The organism is Kribbella swartbergensis (assembly GCF_054784135.1).
In genome coordinates this window covers 393,762-409,171 of sequence record NZ_BAAGPM010000022.1, presented here as the reverse complement: position 1 = coordinate 409,171, position 15,410 = coordinate 393,762, and the positions used below count along the sequence as shown (strand labels likewise).

Sequence of the window (15,410 nt, the reverse complement as noted above, 5' to 3'; positions counted from 1 at the left end):
TCAGGATACGGCCTCGGCGGTCAGTTCCGGCCAACGGCCGTCGGCACCCCGCTCGTACGGGCGTACGTCGACCACCGCGTCGAGGTTCAGCGGGCCGTAGATGTGCGGGAAGCTGATCCCGATCGCGTCCGGGTCCTCGTCGCAGAGCGCGGACACCAGCCGCTCGGTGTCGATCACCAGCAGACACAGCGGCTCCCGCACGTCGTCGTACACGAAGTTCGCCACCATGGCCACCTGCTCCGGTCGGGACGCGTGAATGAACGTCGCGCCGTCGTCGAGGCTCTTGCCGCGCGTCGACCACCGGTAACTCCCCGCCTGCTTGGCGGCCTCCCATTGGTCCGGAAACGCGATGTGCAGAATCGTCGCCATGCACTGAGGCTATCGGCGCCCACGCGGCGAGTTTTCGTTACGACACTCGCAGGTCGTCCCGATGTCACCGGATCCAGCTAGCGTGCGGCGTGTGACTCCGCCTGACACACAACTTGCCAGCCTTGATCGCCGCCGCTTTCTCGGTGCCGTCGGAGGCGTCGCCGGGCTAGCGGCACTCGCGCAGCTCCCGGTCGATCGTGCCAACGCGACGCCGCGCCCTTCCGGGGGCGACTATCCGTTCACGCTCGGCGTCGCCAGTGGTGACCCGACGCCGTCCGGTGTGGTGCTGTGGACCCGCCTGGTCCCGGACCGCTTCGTTCCCGGTGGTGGGATGCCGGACAGCAAGGTGCCGGTCGAGTGGCAGATCGCCCTCGACTCGTCGTTCCGCCACGTAGTACAGCGGGGCACGACGTGGGCCTTGCCTGAGCTGGCCCACTCCGTGCACGTCGAGGTCGAGGGGCTGGCGCCCGACCGCGAGTGGTTCTACCGGTTCAGGTACCGCACCGATGTGTCCCCGGTCGGACGCACTCGTACTGCGCCAGTCCGCACCGGCCGGCATGCGTCCATGAACTTCGCGTTCGCGTCCTGCCAGGAATGGTCGAGTGGCTACTACTCGGCCTTGCGGCACCTGGCCGACGAGGACCTCGACCTGGTGCTGCACCTGGGCGACTACGTGTACGAGGGCGGTATCCCGGCGAACGGCGGTTACCGGAAGACGCCGGTGCCGGCGGTCCTGCAGTCGGCGCCGCGCGATGTGGAGCGCTGGCGGATGCAGTACGCGCTGTACAAGAGCGACCCCGATCTCCAACTGGCCCACGCGCGTTTCCCGTGGATGGTGACCTGGGACGACCATGAGGTCCAGAACGACTACGCCAACACGCAGTCGCAGTACGAGGGCGACATCTCCGCGCTCCGCGCGGCGGCCTACCAGGCGTGGTACGAACACCAGCCGGTACGCCGGCCCGCGCGTCCCGACGGTGACGGTCCGCGGATCTACCGGCGGCTGCAGTGGGGCGATCTCGCGCAGTTCGACGTGATCGACGGCCGGCAGTACCGCAGCGTCCCGCCGTGCGGGTGGGGTGAGGCTGACGCGTGCGAGGGCGGTTACGACCCGGCGGTCACGATGCTCGGCAAGACCCAGGAGCAGTGGCTGTACGACGGGCTGAAGCGGTCCCGCGCGCAGTGGGACGTGCTGGCCAGCAACGTGATGCTGAGCCGGCTCGACCACGACGGTGCCGACGGCAACCTGCTCTGGCACGACGCGTGGGACGGATTCCCGGCTGCGCGGCAGCGGCTGGTCCAGGCCTGGGACGAGGCGAAGACTCGCAACCCGGTGGTGGTCACCGGTGACTGGCACTCGACCTTCGTGAACGACATCCATGCGGACTTCGACCGCGAGGGGACGCCGGTGGTGGCGACCGAGTTCGTCGGCACCTCGCTGACCAGCAACGGCGACGGCGAGGTCTACGGGCCCTACTACGGGCCGATGATCAAGTACAACCCGCACATCAAGTTCTTCGACGGCGACCGGCGCGGGTACGTCCGCTGCACGATCGACCGCGAGCAGTTCCGCACCGACCTGCGGATGGTCACCACGGTCAGCCGCGCGGACGCCCCGAGCTACACCTACGCGTCGTTCGTCGTGGCGGACGGTCGCCCAGGTGCCGTGAAGGTCTGATCGCCCGCCCTCCGAACCGAAGACCCGGCGATCGTGGTCGGTCCGTCGATTAGGGTGCTCGACATGGCGAAGGACGAGAGCACCGAATCCGCACCCGAGTCGGCCCCGGACAAGGAGCCGGTGGTTGCCAAGGACCCGACCGACGACCTGGTGTCGACGCAGCACGTGCTGACGATCGGCCGGAAGAAGCTGAAGTACACGGCCACGACCGGGCGGATCGTGCTGCGGCAGGAGGTGCTGACCGAGGGGAAGTTCGACGGCCACAAGCCGAAGGCGGAGGTGTTCCTGACCGCTTACACGCTGGACGACGCCGAGGCCGCCGACCGGCCGGTGACGTTCGCGTTCAACGGCGGTCCGGGTTCGTCGAGCATCTGGCTGCACCTCGGTCTGCTCGGTCCGCGCCGCGTCGTGTCCGGTGACGCGGGCGACCTCGCGCCCCCGCCGTACGGGCTGGTGGACAACACCGAATCCCTGCTGCAGCACAGCGACCTGGTGTTCATCGACCCGGTGTCGACCGGCTACTCACGGCCCGTGGAGGGCGAGAAGCCGGGCGACTACCACGGTTTCACCCGCGACCTGGAGTCGGTCGGTGAGGTGATCCGGCTGTGGACGTCGCGCAACGGGCGGTGGATGTCGCCGAAGTTCCTGGCGGGGGAGTCGTACGGTACGACGCGCGCCGCCGGGCTGGCCGCGCATCTGCAGGAGCGGTACGGCATGTACCTGAACGGCGTGATGCTGATCTCCGCCGTCCTCGAGTTCGGCACCCTCGACTTCACCCCGGGCAACGACCTGCCGTACACGCTGTTCCTGCCGTCGTACGCCGCTATCGCGCACTACCACGGCCTGATCCCGGACCGGTCGCTCGAGGAGGTGCTCGCGGACGCCGAGCGGTTCGCGGCCGGCCGCTACCCGAATGCGCTTGCCCAGGGCAACCGGATCCCGGCCGAGTACCGGGCCGAGGTGGTCTCCCGGCTGGCGTCGCTGACCGGGCTGTCCGAGGACTACCTCGACCGGGTGAACCTGCGGATCGAGCACATGCGCTTCTTCGCCGAGGTGCTGCGGTCCCGGCGGCAGGTCGTCGGCCGGCTGGACGGCCGCTTCACCGGGTGGGACGCGGACTACGCCGGTGAGACGCCGGGCAAGGACCCGTCGTTCAGCGCGATCATCGGGCCGTACACGGCCGCGCTGAACCACTACGTCCGGGTGGAGCTCGAGTACAAGAACGACCTGCCGTACGAGATCCTGAACATGGACGCGGCCAAGAACTGGTCCTTCAAGGAGTTCGAGGGCCAGCAGATCACCGTCGCCGAGAAACTCGCCGAGGCGATGCGGGTCAACCCGCACCTCAAGGTCCATGTGGCGTCCGGCCACTACGACGGAGCGACGCCGTACTTCGCGACCGAGCACACCCTCGCCCGCCTGCAGATCCCCAGCGAGCTCGTCGGCAACATCGAGACGAGGTACTACCCGGCCGGCCACATGATGTACATCCACGAAGAGTCCCGCCTGCAACAGTCCGAGGACCTGGCGGCCTTCATCCGTTCATCGTCGAACCGCTGACCGTCCCGCCGGAGCTTCACGGGAGGGTGAGGATCTCGGCGCCGGTGTCGGTGACGAGGAGGGTGTGCTCGAACTGCGCCGTGATCGACTTGTCCTTGGTGGTCGCGGTCCAGCCGTCGTCCCACAGGTCGTACTCGTGGGTGCCGAGGGTGAGCATCGGCTCGATCGTGAACGTCATCCCGGGCTCGATCACGTCGTCGAACCGCTCGTCGTCGTAGTGCGGGATGATCAGCCCGGAGTGGAACGCCGTCGCGATGCCGTGACCGGTGAAGTCGCGGACGACGCCGTACCCGAACCGCTTGGCGTAGGACTCGATCACCCGGCCGATGATGCTGACCTGGCGGCCCGGCTTGACCGCCTTGATGCCACGGTTCAGCGCCTCGCGGGTGCGCTCGACCAGCAGCCGGACCTCTTCGTCCACGTCGCCGACCAGGAACGTCGCGTTGGTGTCGCCGTGCACACCGTCTAGGTACGCGGTGATGTCGACGTTGACGATGTCGCCGTCCTCGAGCGGGCGGTCGTCGGGGATGCCGTGGCAGATCACCTCGTTGACCGACGTGCACAGCGACTTCGGGTAGCCGCGGTAGCCGAGCGTCGACGGGTACGCGCCGCGTTCGATCAGGTACTCGTGGCCGATCGCGTCCAGCTCGTCGGTGGTCACCCCCGGCTTCGCGGCCGCACCGACCGCCTGCAGTGCCTGCGCCGCCAGCTTGCCCGCGACCCGCATCTTGTCGACGAGTTCCGGCGCCGTGACGTAGGAACCTTCGTACGGCGTCGGGCCCTGCTTCCCGACGTATTCGGGACGTGGGATGGACGCGGGGACTTCGCGGCGCGGCGAAATGATGCCGGGAGTGAGAGGCGACATGGTGGGAACATTGTAGTGAGCTGCGACAAAGACTCCGGGAGGCGGTCAGCCAGATGAGTGACGATCACAGCAACGAGTGGTACTACAACACCAAGACCGGCAAGGTCGAGCCGTACCAGGGCGGGAAAGCCGGCGACCGGCTCGGCCCGTACAACTCCCCGGAAGAAGCCGCCCGCGCCCTGGAAAAGGTCCAGGAACGCAACGAGGACTGGGACAACGACCCCAGGTGGAACGACGACTGAAACCACAACGTGTGGGGAGTGCGCTCAGCCCGGCGAGCAGGTGTAGGTGGTCTGGCACGCACCGAGGGGCACCACCGGCGACGGTGGTGCCCCTCGGGTTTTGTGGATCTGCTGTGCGCGGTTCAGCGCGTGACCCGGCGGGCCGCGGTCGTGCGGGCCGGGGCCTTCTTGGCCGCGGTCTTGCGAGCCGGCGCCTTCTTCGCGGCGGTCCGCGTCGCCGTCGTCGTCTTCTTGGCGGCGGTCTTGGCCGTGGTCTTCTTCGCCGCGGTCTTCTTGGCGGGCGCCTTCTTGGCCGTCGTCTTCTTCGCCGCGGTCGTCTTCTTGGCCGCGGTCTTCTTGGCGGCCGTGGTCTTCGCCGGCGCCTTCTTCGCGACGGTCTTCTTGGCCGTCGAGGTCTTCTTCGCCGGCGCCTTCTTCGCGACCGTCTTCTTGGCCGTCGTCGTCTTCTTGGCGGCGGTCTTCTTCGCAGCAGTCGACTTCTTGGCGGCGGTCTTCTTGGCGGGGGCCTTGGAGACCGCCTTCTTTGCCGCACTCACCTTCTTCGTCACTGTCTTCTTCGCTGCGCTGACCTTGCGCGCGGCCGTAGTCTTCGCTGCGCTGGCCTTCTTGGCGACAGTCTTCTTGGCGGGAGAAGCCTTTTTGGCTGTCGCCTTCCCTGCGGCTGCCTTCTTGGCTGGCACTCTGCCTCCTTGGTGCGGCTGAGGAAAACCACCGTGGATTCCTCGTCGTCACGATGATGACAACACTTGGTGGCTACGTAAAGCACCCGAAACGTCTTCAGGTTAAGGCGTCCGGATCGCGAGCAGGCGGGAAAATGCCCACAATCCTTGTGCAGAAGGGATTCCGTCGCGCTAAGAGGATGCCCGACCGGTCCGATAATTTCTTGGCGACACGCGCACAAAGTTCGTGTCGAACGGCCGATTCGGACAGTGTTGTCCTCGGCAACGGCATGCGCTGGGTGAGGTGACGGACGTGTCGAAGAGCAGGCTCGAAGGGTTCGCACCGACATGACCAGAGAGTTCGTGGACGACCTCGGAGACGTCGTGACGTTGCCGTCGGAGGTGACGCGCGTGGTCAGCATCGTGCCCTCGTTGACGGAGTCGATCGCGGTCACCCATCCGCACCTGGTCGTCGGTGCGACGGACTGGTGCACGCATCCCGTGGACCTCGACGTGACCCGCGTTCGCGGCACCAAGAATCCCGATCTCGACGTCATCGCGTCGCTTGCCCCGGACGTCGTCATCGCGAATGCCGAAGAGAATCGCGCCGTCGATCTCGATGCTTTGCGTGCGGCCGGAATCGCGGTCTGGACCACGTCGCCGACCACAGTCGCCGAATCACTCGACTCGCTCGATCGGCTGCTGTCCGCGATCACCGGCGCGGTTCCGGAGTGGCTGGAAGAAGCGCGTGAAGTGTGGAGTACGACGTACGCCGGAAAGCGCCGGCGGGCCGTCGTACCGATCTGGCGGAGACCGTGGATGGCATTGGGACGGGACACGTTCGCGGGTGATGTGTTGTCCCGGATCGGGATCGACAACGTGCTCGCCGATTCCGGTGAACGATATCCCCGGTTCGACCCGCAGGCGTTACCCGGCCACGATCTCGTCGTACTGCCGGACGAGCCTTATCCGTTTTCTCCCGACGACGGCCCGGAGGCATTCAGCGAGCCGGCGAAGTGTGTGTCGGGGCGTCATCTGACGTGGTACGGGCCGTCCTTGGTCGAGGCCCGTGAACTGCTCAGCCGGCAACTGCGATGAGCGGACGGGCGCAGTGATGTGCGACACGGTGCCTGCTCCATCAGCTAGACGGTTAGGTATGCCTCACCTACACTCGCAGCGTGCCGTCGATGACCGCGAAGAAGAAGTGCTGCAAGGACAAGCCGAGGTGCAAGAAGTGCCCGGTCGTCCTGAAGCGGCTGGCCGATGCCGGCTGCGCGGAGCGGCTCGATCGCGTGCACTACAAGGTCGACAAGAAGATCAAGAAGAAGGTCCTCAAGGAGGCCCGCAGCCGCTGAGGCCTCAGGACGCCCGGCGCAGCGTGACGGCGTCGGCGGCCTGGCGGAGCAGGTCGGGGATGGTGATGTGGGCGGCCTGACCGGTCGCCTCGAGGTCGTCGGCGTACCACCAGCCGTGCGCGCTGATCGTCTCCAGTTCGAGTTGTTCCTGGTTGGCGAAGGTCACGTCGACGCCGTCCACCGCGACCGCGAAGAACGTCTGGTGCTGGATGATCGGGCACCCGCCCCACTCGAACTCGATCGTGTTCGTCGCCACCGGCGTACCGAGGGCCTCGGCCGGCAGGTGGATGCCGACCTCCTCGCGCAGTTCCCGGCTCGCCGCGTCCGCGACCGTCTCACCGGGTTCGACCCCGCCGCCGATGGTGAACCAGTACGGCGTCTGCGGTTTCAGCGGATCCCAGCCGTGCAGCAGCAGCACCTTGCCGTCCGGTCGGACCGGCAGGACGCGGGCCGTCGTACGCCGGACGACGGTGCCAGGTGGTGGCAGACGAGGATCGCTCACACGACAAAACGCTAGACGACACAGGGCGTCCCGCGTCGGGCGTTGCGGCGCGTCTCACAGTCGTTGCCGCGGACACCGGGTGAGACGATCGACGCATGACGGCAACGATCGGGTTGGGACTGGCGGCACTCGGACGGCCCGGGTACATCAACCTCGGGCATGACGAGGACCTGCCGCCGGACCGCACCATCGACGATCTGCGGGCGCGGACGCATGAACTGCTCGAGCTGGCCTGGCGGTCGGGCGTTCGGTACTTCGACGCCGCGCGTTCGTACGGTCTTGCCGAACTGTTCCTCGGCGAATGGCTCACACCGGAGCGGCGCGAACAACTCACCATCGGGTCGAAGTGGGGTTACACGTACGTCGCCGACTGGCGGCCTGACGCGGAGACGCACGAGGTGAAGGACCACTCGCTCGCGACGTTCGAACGGCAGTGGCCGGAGAGCCTTCAAGCGCTTGGTGGAGCACCCGACTTCTACCTTGTCCACAGCCTGACCTCGGACAGCCCGGCCCTGGACGACGCCAAGCTGCTGGACCGGTTGCGTCAGCTCGCGGACGACGGCGTACGCGTCGGACTGTCGACGAGCGGACCACATCAGGCGGAGACACTGCGGAGGGCGTTGGCACTCAACGGACCGTTCACGGCCGTGCAGTCGACGTGGAACGTGTTGGAGACCTCGGCGGGGCCGGCGCTGCAGGAGGCGCACGACGCGGGCTGGTTCGTGGTGGTGAAGGAGGCGGTCGCCAACGGACGCTTGACGGCGAAGGCCGGCGAGACGCCCTTCAATCAGTTCGCCCGTCGGCACGGCGTCGCATCCGACACACTCGCGATCGCCGCCGCCGTCGCACAACCCTGGGCCGACGTCGTCCTCAGCGGCGCAACCACAGCCGCCCAACTCGACAGCAACCTCCGAGCAGCCGAACTCGCGAACGAGTCCGCACCCACCCACCACCCCGACGGCCCCCTCGCCCAGTTCATCCAACCCGCCAACGACTACTGGACCCACCGATCCACCCTCCCGTGGATCTAGGCTGAATCAGCCGGCTCGGGTGGGTCAGAAGGTGTGGTCGTCGGTGGGGAAGGTGCCGGAGGCTACTTCGGCTGCGTAGGTGGTGGCGGCGGTGGTGAGGATGCCGCGGAGGTCGGCGTACTGCTTGACGAAGCGGGGCATCGTGCCGGAGCGCATACCGGCCATGTCCTGCCAGACCAGCACCTGCGCGTCGGTGTCGCGACCCGCGCCGATGCCGATGGTCGGGATGGTGACCCGTTTGGTGATCTCGGCGGCGACGTCACCCGGCACCATCTCGAGGACGACGGAGAACGCACCGGCCTCGGCGAGCGCGATCGCGTCGTCGATCAGCCCGGCCGCCTGGTCGCCACGACCCTGGACCCGGTAGCCGCCGATGCTGTGCTCGCTCTGCGGTGTGAAGCCGATGTGCGCCATCACCGGGATGCCGGACTGGGTCAGCTTCTCCACCATCGGTACGACGGTCCGGCCGCCCTCGAGCTTGACCGCGTGCACACCGGCTTCCTTCATGAACCGGACGGCGGTGTGGAAGGCCTGCTCGGGTGACGCCTGGTACGAGCCGAACGGCAGGTCCGCGACGACCAGCGCGCGCTCGACCGCTCCGGCGACCGCGCGCGCCAACGGGATCAACTCGTCGACGGTGACCCGCAGGGTCGTGTCGTAGCCGAAGACGTTGTTCGCGGCGGAGTCGCCGACGAGCAGCACCGGGATGCCGGCGTGGTCGAAGATCTCGGCGGTGTACATGTCGTACGCCGTCAGCATCGCCCACTTCTCGCCGCGGTTCTTCATGTCGCGGAGGTGGTGGATGCGGTACCGACGCGGACGCTTGCTGCCCTCACCCGGGCCTGCGGGCGCCGACGACCCACTCGACGACGGAGTACTCGCCTGAGCCTCGGGAGACCCGCCGGCCTGCGCTGTGGGCTCGGCACTGGCCGCTGCCGACCGAGCAACCTCGGCAGCCGACTGATCGGCGTCTGCAACCGGCTGAGCTACCTCGGCGGCCGGCTGAGCAGACTCTGCGGTTGGCTGGGCAACACCAGCGGTCGGTTGAGCAGACTCTGCGGTGGGCTGAGCAAGCCCAGCGGACTGTGCGACGGGTTGAACAACGTCTGGGGTCGGTTGGGCGATCTCAGCAGGCTGCTCAGCGACCTGTGCCGGCTGTGCGACTTCTGCGGTCCGCTGTGCGACGTCTGCAGTCGGCGGAGCGGGGGTAGCAGTCGGCTGGGCCCGGCGGGCGCGGTGTGCACCGGTGTGCTCGGCCGGCACTTGGCTGGGCGCGTCGTGCTGGACGTCCGCGCGTCGCCGTGCGCCGACAGGCTTGGGGTCCTCACTCACCGGTGTGTTGCTCTCGTACTCCGCACTCGGGTCGGACGGATAGGCGTTGTCCGACTGACCCGCTCCTCTGGACACCCGCCCGTAGTTGCCTTCCGTCATCTCCGGCAGGTACGCCGTGATGGTCGGGGCATCGACTCCGTAGTTGCCCTGCGATGGGTTCGGAGGAGCCGACGCAGGGCGCTGATGCGGAGGCTGCTGCGGCTGCTGGTTTTGTGGCTGTTGGTTTTGCGGCTGGGCCGGAGCTGGTGGCGGAGTCGGCGGCTGGCTCGGTCCACCGTGCGGTTGCTGCGCGGTGACGCCGTTGCTTTGTGTCGGACCGGCGTTCTGCGCCGGTGCAGGGGCAGGGCCGCTCCAGCTGGCGTTGCTGGTCCCGTTGGAGCCGTGTGGTCCGGGCGGGTGCTGGGTCAGACCGTTGCTGCCGGCATGTGGGGGAGCAGGCGGCCGTTGCTGCGGTGCACTCGGCCCCTGGGCCTGCTGCTGGTTCGGCGGAACGCCGTTACTACCCGGACCGAACGGGCTCGGCCGGCTCGGCTGCGGCGGCGGTCCGGCCGGCGGCTGTTGCGGCTGTTGCGGGCGGAACGGGCTCTGCTCCTGGTACTGACCGAACGGCGACTCTTCACCCCGCGCCGGCTCACCGCGACCGAACTCCCCGCGGCCAACCTCACCGCGACCAAACTCACCACGGCCAACCTCGCCGCGACCGCCGTCACCACGCGCAGGTTCACCGCGACCGGGTTCACCGCGACCGGACTCACCGCGACCGGGCTCACCGCGACCGGGCTCGTTGTAGTACTCCGGCGGCTGCTCGCCGTACGGGCGCTGGTGCGGCTGGTCGCCGTACCGCGGCTGCTGTGGTTGCTGCGTCGGCGGTGGGGGCGGCGGTCCCGGCAGGTACGGCGGCTTCGGGACGTACGGCTGCTGGGGCACCGGGCCGCGTTCGTAGGCTCTGGGCGCGTTCGGCAGCGACGGCGACGGGTCGAGACCGAGGCCGTTGGGCCGGTCCCGCCAGGTGTCGTTGTCGTAGTCCGAGCGGCGGTGCTCCTCGGTTGTCCGGTTCTTCGGTCCGGTCCCGTACGGCGACGGCAGTTCGTCGTCGTCCTGGGTACCGGCCGACAGGAAGTTGTCAACCATGCCGTCATCGTCCCACCGTTGCGGAGGGTGAGCGCTACCGCCTGCGGTTGAGCGATCGCTCACATCGTCGGCGGGCAGGCCGGAGCGGTCCGTGGGCTCCTCGGGGGAACCCCACGGGGTGTCGGAGGTCGGGCGGAACCGCCAGGGATCAGTCAGGGCTCTCCGCCACCTTCCGTGCATCCTCACCAGTGGATGGTCCGTGCGTCAGATGCGCCGCCTTGCGGGCGTCCTCGCGCCAGGCGTTCGTGATCGGCACTCGGCGGTCCCGGCCGAAGGCCTTGTGGGTGATCTTCGGCCCCGGCGGGAACTGCCGCCGTTTGTACTCCGCCTTGTCGACCAACTGGATCACCTTGCTCACCAGCTCGGTGCCGAACCCGGCCGCGACGAGCTCGGCGCTGCCGCGGTCGCGCTCGACGTAGTCGTCCAGCATGTCGTCGAGCAGGTCGTACGGCGGCAGCGAGTCGGTGTCCTGCTGACCCGGGCGCAGCTCCGCCGACGGCGGCTTGGCGATCGAGTTCTCCGGGATCGGCGGCTGCTGCCCGCGCGCCTCGGCGTCCGCGTTGCGCCACTTCGCCAGCCGCCAGACCAGGGTCTTCGGGACGTCCTTCAGCGGCGCGTACCCGCCGACCGCGTCGCCGTAGATGGTGGAGTAGCCGACGGACAGCTCAGATTTGTTGCTGCAGGCAAGCACCAGGTGTCCGTCGGCGTTGGACAGACCCATCCAGATCACTGCCCGGACCCGGGCCTGCAGGTTCTCCTCGGCGAGACCGGTCAGGCCGAGTGTGTCGATGAACGGCTGCACCATCGGCTGGATCGGTACGACGCGGTAGTTCAGGCCGGTGCGTGCGGCCAGTTCGGCGGCGTCGTCGCGCGAGTGATCGGTGGAGTACACACTCGGGTTGGAGATGCCGAAGACGTGCTCGGGCCCGATCGCGTCGCAGGCGATCGCGGCGACCAGCGACGAGTCGATGCCGCCGGACAGTCCGAGCAGGACCGACTTGAAGCCGTTCTTCTGCACGTAGTCGCGCAGTCCGGTGACGATCGCGCCGTACATCTCGGCCTCGTCCGACAGGCGGGGCGCGACGGCTGCGGCGATCGGTTCGTACGCCGGCAGCGGTTCGTCGTGGATCACCGTGTGGACGATGTCGATGCCCTGGTGCGTACCGGACGGCGTACCCGTCGCCGCGGGCAGGTCGAGGTCGACCACCATGCTGCCCTGCTCGAACTGCGGGGCCCGGGCGAACACCTTGCCCTCGGCGTCCGCGATCAGCGAGTCGCCGTCGAAGACGAGTTCGTCCTGGCCGCCGACCAGGTTGACGTAGGCCAGCGAGCAGCCGGCCTCGCGGGCTCGGCGGCTGACGAGTTCACCGCGGACGTCGTCCTTGTTCGCCTCGTACGGCGAGGAGTTGACGACGAGCAGCAGTCCGGCGCCGGCGGCCTTGGTCACCGCGACCGGGCCGCCGTCCTGCCAGAGGTCCTCGCAGATGACGACCGCGACGTCGACGCCGTGGATCCGGACCACCTGCAGCGTGTGGCCGGGAACGAAGTGGCGGAACTCGTCGAAGACGCCGTAGTTCGGCAGGTGGTGCTTGACCGCGCTGGTGACGACGCGGCCCTGATGGATCACCGCCGCGCAGTTCGTCGGCGAGCCCTTCGGCCGGCCCAGCCGGTCCACGCCCATCGCCGTACCGGTCGCGCGGTCGAGGTAGCCGCAGACCACCACGATGTCGCCGAGGCCCTCGTCGGCCAGCCGGGCGGCGAGGTCGCGGATGCGGGCCTGGGAGGCGTCCACGAACGACGCCCGCAGGGCCAGGTCCTCGACCGGATAGCCGGTCAGCGCGAGCTCGGGAAAGGCCACCACGTGGGCACCGCGCTCGACGGCGTTACGGGTCCACGCGACGACCTTCTCGGCGTTCCCGTCGATGTCACCGACGGTCACGTTGAGTTGAGCGAGGGCTACCCGAAGCTGAGGCACGGGAGCACATTACTGGTTCACCGGCTCCGATCCACGCCCGATGGAGCACTTGATCAAATCAGCAGCAACAAAGCTCCCCCGGGGCCCGGTCGAGGTTCTGATCCGGCGCTTCGCCTGTCAGCCGTCCATCACTGCGGCGACGCGGTTGCGGAGTTCGGGTAGGCGGGCGTAGAAGACGTTGCCCGGGCATTGGGTCGCGTTGTAGTCGCGGTGGCCGACGATCGCGGCGTGTGGATCGAGGCCGTACGTCGTACACAGCCAGGCACAGGTAAGGACGGACATGTCGAACAGTGCGATCGGTACGTCGACGTTGGTGTAGAGGCCCTCGTGTTCGATGCCGATGGTGTGGCTGTTGTGGTTGGCGGTCTGGGCGCCGAGGACGTTCTGCCGGTTGTTGATTGCCGGCAGCGACTTGCTGCGGCCCTCCATCAGGTAGCCGCCGCGGCTGATGGTGAGTTGCTGGCCGCAGTCGATCCAGCGGTTCGTGTCCATGTGCAGGTCCTGGATCCAGTGCGAGACCTTGAACGCGGCGGCGAGCGAGTAGTCGGTGACGTTCGCGCTGGCGGTGTGGTGGATGACGATGTGATCGGGCGCGCCGATCACCTGGGTCGCGGCCCTCGGTGGCCGGGCGGACCACTCGGCGCGGGTGTAGCAGCGTGGTGCCGGTGCGGCGTGGGCTGCAGTGGTCGGAAGGGTGATGCCGCCGAGCAGTACGCCGCCGGCGGCAGTGCCGCGCAGGAGGGTACGCCGGGACATCCGGGCAGGTTGGAAATTTTCTGGGGCGGTCATGTAATAGAAAATTCCCTACGCACAGCCCCGTGAAACCGCGGCGGCCAGTCGGACGTGGTGTGTAATGGCGGGCGTGACAACAGGGCAGGAGCCGGCGGGGGACGTCCGGCTGGGACGGGTCGGCAAGGGGCTGCGAGTGCTCGTGGCCGTGCTCGGGATCGGCTTGCTGATCAACGGATCGGTCCGGGCCACCGACGACGCCTGGCCGTTCGGGCCGATGTCGCAGTACGCGATGTCGGTGCCGGACGACGCCGCGATCACCTACACCCGGATCAGCGCCCGGACCGACGCCGGTACGACGGTCGACGTACCGCTCAACATCGAAGGCGCCGGGGTGGCGCGGGCCGAGATCGAGGCGCGGACCGGGGAGATCGTGAAGGACCCGTCGCTGCTGCAGCAGGTCGCGGACGGGTGGGCGAAGAAGCACCCGGACCAGCCCAAGTACGTGAAGCTCGAGCTGATCCGCGACACCACCCAGCTGGTCGACGGCCGGGTCGAGGGTCCACCGGCCTCCGAGGTGCTGGCCACCTGGGAGGTCCGTCGATGAGTGGGCTCGAGACCACGGCCACCCGGGTCGCCGGCTGGTTCACGCCCAGGATCGCGCTGGCCAGGGTCGCCTGGTTGCGGACGATCCTGTACCTGTTCGTCATTCTCGACATGCACGCGTTCGTCCGCGACACCCGGCTCAAGGGCGAGCACTCCGGCCTGTACCAGCCGTTGCTGCTGGCCCGTATCTTCGACCTGCCCAGGCCGTCGGTGGCGAACACGACCACTCTGTACGTCGTCCTGATCATCGCCTGCCTGGTCGGTGCGACGAACTACTTCCCGCGGATCGCCGGCTGGATCGTCGCCCCAGCCTTCACCTGGTGGGTCCTGATCGGGATGAGCGACGGCAAGGTCGACCACGACCACCTCGCCCTGGTGATCGCGCTCTGGGTGCTCCCGACCGTCACGTCGGGCCGGCGCGGACTGGCGTCGTACGGCGATCAGACGAGGTCCGAGGCAGCCGGTTGGGCTGTCCGGTGCGTGCAGATCTGCGTGATCGCGACGTACTTCCTGTCCGCGATCGCGAAGCTTCGAAGCGCCGGGTGGGCGCTGACGTGGCCGGGCAGCGCCGTACTGACGTGGGCGATCGTACGGCGGCCGCACCCGGTCGGGGAGTGGTTGCTGCACCACCCGTGGATGCTGCAGGTGATGCAGTGGATCGGGTTCGTCGCGGAGATCCTGTCGCCGGTGATCCTCTGGCTCAAGGGCCGGTGGCAGCTGCTCGGGGCACTGTTCTTCCTCGGCTTCCACGCGGCGAACACGGCGATCCTGCTGATCCACTTCCTGCCGACCGTGGTGTGCTGGCTGGCGTTCGCGCCGATGGAGCGGATCGTGCCGTGGTTCCGGCGCCGGTCAGACCGCGACACCGGAGAGCGCGAAGAGCAGGCCGAACACGGCCGGCAGGCCAAGGAGCAGGCCGGCGCGTAACCGGAACCGGCGGCCACCGGGGCCGGGGGTACGGACCACGCGGGACAGCACGGCACCGGCGTACCCGAAGACCAGGGCCGCGAGCAGGATCTGCTTGGTGGGCAGGTCGGCGTCGTGGTGCGTCAGGCCGAGTGTGACCAGGCCGGTGCAGCAGAACGCGCACATGCCGAACCCCAGCTCCGGGACCGGCAGCCAGCGCCGGCCCAGCACGTCGCGCTCGGCGGGCCGCCTGCCCCGGATCGACTGGACGAATCGCGCCGTACTGAGGATCAGGTCACCGGCACACAGGATCGCGGCCACGATCAGCGCGGCGCGAAAGACTGTCTGCATCCGCCAAACGGTAGGCCCTGACCGGCGCGATGTCCGCACCGGCACGTAACGTCTGCTTAACAGACGCGGGGCAGACTGGTGAGAGCTCCGGGGACATCGATGGCTGAGCGAGAGGTGGA

At 68.3% G+C, this 15,410-nt stretch carries 17 protein-coding genes; 9 read left to right on the top strand and 8 right to left on the bottom strand.

Features of this window, described 5'->3' with window-relative positions; translation table 11 throughout:
• Positions 1 to 369 carry a DUF952 domain-containing protein gene (locus tag ACYVOK_RS20500; RefSeq protein ID WP_460664084.1) on the bottom strand — a complete coding sequence of 123 codons (369 nt, stop codon included), beginning with the start codon at positions 367 to 369 and terminating at the stop codon, positions 1 to 3.
• A gap of 91 nt (positions 370 to 460) precedes the next feature.
• Here ACYVOK_RS20500 and ACYVOK_RS20495 point away from each other — a divergent pair, with 91 nt between their 5' ends.
• Positions 461 to 2,047, top strand: coding sequence for an alkaline phosphatase D family protein (locus tag ACYVOK_RS20495; protein ID WP_460664083.1), 1,587 nt, complete (start codon positions 461 to 463; stop codon positions 2,045 to 2,047).
• Positions 2,048 to 2,110: 63 nt separating this feature from the next.
• Positions 2,111 to 3,607 carry a S10 family peptidase gene (locus ACYVOK_RS20490; protein WP_460664082.1) on the top strand — a complete coding sequence of 499 codons (1,497 nt, stop codon included), beginning with the start codon at positions 2,111 to 2,113 and terminating at the stop codon, positions 3,605 to 3,607.
• 16 nt (positions 3,608 to 3,623) lie between these two features.
• On the opposite strand, the gene map is transcribed toward ACYVOK_RS20490, so the two are convergent.
• Complete coding sequence (map, locus tag ACYVOK_RS20485; RefSeq protein WP_460664081.1) at positions 3,624 to 4,472, bottom strand: type I methionyl aminopeptidase; 849 nt, start codon at positions 4,470 to 4,472, stop codon at positions 3,624 to 3,626.
• Positions 4,473 to 4,525: 53 nt separating this feature from the next.
• On the opposite strand from map, the gene ACYVOK_RS20480 reads away from it, so the two are divergent.
• Positions 4,526 to 4,714, top strand: a complete 189-nt coding sequence (locus ACYVOK_RS20480; protein ID WP_460664080.1) for a hypothetical protein — start codon at positions 4,526 to 4,528, stop codon at positions 4,712 to 4,714.
• Between the two features lie 122 nt (positions 4,715 to 4,836).
• Here ACYVOK_RS20480 and ACYVOK_RS20475 read toward each other — a convergent pair whose 3' ends face one another.
• Positions 4,837 to 5,394, bottom strand: a complete 558-nt coding sequence (locus tag ACYVOK_RS20475; protein WP_460664079.1) for a histone H1-like repetitive region-containing protein — start codon at positions 5,392 to 5,394, stop codon at positions 4,837 to 4,839.
• A gap of 327 nt (positions 5,395 to 5,721) precedes the next feature.
• Between ACYVOK_RS20475 and ACYVOK_RS20470 the strand changes: the two genes are divergently transcribed.
• On the top strand, positions 5,722 to 6,471 hold the full coding sequence (locus tag ACYVOK_RS20470) for a helical backbone metal receptor (RefSeq protein WP_460664078.1): 750 nt from the start codon (positions 5,722 to 5,724) through the stop codon (positions 6,469 to 6,471).
• An 80-nt stretch (positions 6,472 to 6,551) separates the two neighbouring features.
• On the top strand, positions 6,552 to 6,728 hold the full coding sequence (locus tag ACYVOK_RS20465) for a hypothetical protein (RefSeq protein WP_460664528.1): 177 nt from the start codon (positions 6,552 to 6,554) through the stop codon (positions 6,726 to 6,728).
• A gap of 4 nt (positions 6,729 to 6,732) precedes the next feature.
• Here the strand turns inward: ACYVOK_RS20465 and ACYVOK_RS20460 are convergent, their stop codons facing one another.
• Positions 6,733 to 7,230 carry an NUDIX hydrolase gene (locus ACYVOK_RS20460; protein WP_460664077.1) on the bottom strand — a complete coding sequence of 166 codons (498 nt, stop codon included), beginning with the start codon at positions 7,228 to 7,230 and terminating at the stop codon, positions 6,733 to 6,735.
• Between the two features lie 95 nt (positions 7,231 to 7,325).
• Between ACYVOK_RS20460 and ACYVOK_RS20455 the strand changes: the two genes are divergently transcribed.
• Entirely contained in the window at positions 7,326 to 8,261 is a 936-nt protein-coding gene (locus tag ACYVOK_RS20455) for an aldo/keto reductase (protein WP_460664076.1), read from the top strand.
• Positions 8,262 to 8,285: 24 nt separating this feature from the next.
• On the opposite strand, the gene panB is transcribed toward ACYVOK_RS20455, so the two are convergent.
• Positions 8,286 to 9,065: a 3-methyl-2-oxobutanoate hydroxymethyltransferase gene (gene panB / locus ACYVOK_RS20450; RefSeq protein ID WP_460664515.1), complete on the bottom strand. Its 780-nt coding sequence runs from the start codon at positions 9,063 to 9,065 to the stop codon at positions 8,286 to 8,288.
• 924 nt (positions 9,066 to 9,989) lie between these two features.
• Between panB and ACYVOK_RS20445 the strand changes: the two genes are divergently transcribed.
• Entirely contained in the window at positions 9,990 to 10,775 is a 786-nt protein-coding gene (locus tag ACYVOK_RS20445; RefSeq protein WP_460664075.1) for a hypothetical protein, read from the top strand.
• Positions 10,776 to 10,872: 97 nt separating this feature from the next.
• On the opposite strand, the gene ACYVOK_RS20440 is transcribed toward ACYVOK_RS20445, so the two are convergent.
• Together ACYVOK_RS20440 and ACYVOK_RS20435 are read right to left on the bottom strand one after the other, a co-directional pair.
• A complete protein-coding gene (locus ACYVOK_RS20440) occupies positions 10,873 to 12,699 on the bottom strand; it encodes an NAD+ synthase (protein ID WP_460664074.1) in 1,827 nt (608 codons plus the stop codon).
• Between the two features lie 117 nt (positions 12,700 to 12,816).
• Positions 12,817 to 13,455, bottom strand: coding sequence for a peptidoglycan recognition protein family protein (locus ACYVOK_RS20435; RefSeq protein ID WP_460664073.1), 639 nt, complete (start codon positions 13,453 to 13,455; stop codon positions 12,817 to 12,819).
• 97 nt (positions 13,456 to 13,552) lie between these two features.
• Here ACYVOK_RS20435 and ACYVOK_RS20430 point away from each other — a divergent pair, with 97 nt between their 5' ends.
• Both ACYVOK_RS20430 and ACYVOK_RS20425 read left to right on the top strand, forming a co-directional pair.
• Positions 13,553 to 14,035: a hypothetical protein gene (locus ACYVOK_RS20430; protein WP_460664072.1), complete on the top strand. Its 483-nt coding sequence runs from the start codon at positions 13,553 to 13,555 to the stop codon at positions 14,033 to 14,035.
• Positions 14,032 to 14,961 carry a hypothetical protein gene (locus ACYVOK_RS20425; RefSeq protein ID WP_460664071.1) on the top strand — a complete coding sequence of 310 codons (930 nt, stop codon included), beginning with the start codon at positions 14,032 to 14,034 and terminating at the stop codon, positions 14,959 to 14,961. The genes ACYVOK_RS20430 and ACYVOK_RS20425 overlap by 4 nt, the downstream gene beginning before the upstream one ends.
• On the opposite strand, the gene ACYVOK_RS20420 is transcribed toward ACYVOK_RS20425, so the two are convergent.
• A complete protein-coding gene (locus tag ACYVOK_RS20420) occupies positions 14,887 to 15,291 on the bottom strand; it encodes a hypothetical protein (RefSeq protein WP_460664070.1) in 405 nt (134 codons plus the stop codon). The two genes, ACYVOK_RS20425 and ACYVOK_RS20420, sit on opposite strands and share 75 nt — an antisense overlap.
• Positions 15,292 to 15,410 lie beyond the last annotated feature (119 nt).

Coding starts and splice junctions, on each gene's coding strand:
- ACYVOK_RS20500 (WP_460664084.1), bottom strand. CDS start 369: ATGGCGACGATTCTGCACATCGCGTTTCCGGACCAATGGGAGGCCGCC.
- ACYVOK_RS20490 (WP_460664082.1), top strand. CDS start 2,111: ATGGCGAAGGACGAGAGCACCGAATCCGCACCCGAGTCGGCCCCGGAC.
- map (WP_460664081.1), bottom strand. CDS start 4,472: ATGTCGCCTCTCACTCCCGGCATCATTTCGCCGCGCCGCGAAGTCCCC.
- ACYVOK_RS20480 (WP_460664080.1), top strand. CDS start 4,526: ATGAGTGACGATCACAGCAACGAGTGGTACTACAACACCAAGACCGGC.
- ACYVOK_RS20470 (WP_460664078.1), top strand. CDS start 5,722: ATGACCAGAGAGTTCGTGGACGACCTCGGAGACGTCGTGACGTTGCCG.
- ACYVOK_RS20455 (WP_460664076.1), top strand. CDS start 7,326: ATGACGGCAACGATCGGGTTGGGACTGGCGGCACTCGGACGGCCCGGG.
- ACYVOK_RS20435 (WP_460664073.1), bottom strand. CDS start 13,455: ATGTCCCGGCGTACCCTCCTGCGCGGCACTGCCGCCGGCGGCGTACTG.
- ACYVOK_RS20430 (WP_460664072.1), top strand. CDS start 13,553: ATGGCGGGCGTGACAACAGGGCAGGAGCCGGCGGGGGACGTCCGGCTG.
- ACYVOK_RS20425 (WP_460664071.1), top strand. CDS start 14,032: ATGAGTGGGCTCGAGACCACGGCCACCCGGGTCGCCGGCTGGTTCACG.
- ACYVOK_RS20420 (WP_460664070.1), bottom strand. CDS start 15,291: ATGCAGACAGTCTTTCGCGCCGCGCTGATCGTGGCCGCGATCCTGTGT.